General features: G+C 68.9%; 2 protein-coding genes and 1 pseudogene. 1 reads left to right on the top strand and 2 read right to left on the bottom strand.

Annotated elements, in window-relative coordinates; translation table 11 throughout:
• Positions 1-87 (top strand): annotated as a pseudogene (locus tag U4E84_RS18355) (metal-binding protein); the annotation flags it as partial.
• 59 nt (positions 88-146) lie between these two features.
• On the opposite strand, the gene U4E84_RS18350 reads toward U4E84_RS18355, so the two are convergent.
• Together U4E84_RS18350 and U4E84_RS18345 are read right to left on the bottom strand one after the other, a co-directional pair.
• Positions 147-566: a DUF555 domain-containing protein gene (locus U4E84_RS18350; protein WP_322533495.1), complete on the bottom strand. Its 420-nt coding sequence runs from the start codon at positions 564-566 to the stop codon at positions 147-149.
• Between the two features lie 81 nt (positions 567-647).
• On the bottom strand, positions 648-1,099 hold a 452-nt coding region (locus U4E84_RS18345), incomplete at its 5' end, for a DNA-3-methyladenine glycosylase (RefSeq protein ID WP_369698433.1).

Raw genomic sequence — 1,099 nt, 5'->3', positions numbered from 1 at the left:
AAAGCGGCCGTTTTCAAGCTGACGGAGGGAATCACCGAGCCGATGGAGTCGTCCGAATCGGAGCCGCTGGCCCCGACGGCCGACTGAAACGTCTACTGCGCCTCCTCGCCGACCGCACGAACGACGACCAGCGCCGCGGCCGCCGCTCAGCGCTCGGTGCCGTCCCCGACGCCGTCCGATTCGGCCGTCTCCTCTGCGGCCGAAGGCCCCTCCGTGCGGTCGCTCCCCGCTGAGTCGATCTCGGTGACGGACAGCACCTTCAGCGGGATGTTTCGGAGGCGCTTGCCGATCTCCTTGCGCGCGACGCGGCTGGCGTGTTCGCCGCGGTCGACGTTGAACACGTCCATCTGAAGCTCCAAGGCGACGAGCGCCTCGTCGGCCGCGACGAACGCCGGGTCGAGCCGCTCGCCGCTCGGCGACGTGCGCGTCCCGGTGTCGATCTCGACGTAGTTGAGATCCGGGTTGAGCATCTCGCCGGTCTTCGAGATGGCGATCCGGACCGCCTCGTCGGCGGTTTCCACGTCGTACACCGGAACCGCGGCCTCGACGACGACTCGACAGTCCATCACGCGCGGGAGTACCACGCGAACGAGTATCAAACTTCGGCCGCGACGGGCCGAGGCGGTCGACCGGCGGCTATCCCTCGGTCACTCGCCGCCGGCGCGGAGGTAGTAGAACACGTACGTCTGGGCGTAGCCGGCGAACTCGCCGCCGAACCGCTCGCGGATCGCCCGGGAGGTCTCGGCGTAGCTTCCGCGGTCGCAGTCCGGGTAGTACTCCTCGATAGTGGTGCGGATCCAGGTGTCGAGGGGCACCGCTTCGAGGAACCCCAGCGAGAACAGCAACACGCAGTCGGCGACCTTGTCCCCGACGCCGACGAACCGGGTGAGCGACTCGCGGGCCTCTTCGTAGGGGAGACCGGCCGCCTCCAGCGGGTCGGCCTCGCCGCTCGCGACCATCTCCGCGGTCCGTCGCACGTACGGCGCGCGGTAGCCGAGCGAGAGGTCTCGGAGTTCTTCCTCGGTGCGTGCGGCCAACTGCTCGGTGGTCGGGAAGGCCTGATACCTCTCGTCACCCAGCACGACCGAATCGCCGTACG

Source organism: Halorubrum sp. AD140, assembly GCF_034497445.1.
GTDB lineage: Archaea > Halobacteriota > Halobacteria > Halobacteriales > Haloferacaceae > Halorubrum.
This window is presented reverse-complemented; position numbering and strand designations above follow the sequence as displayed.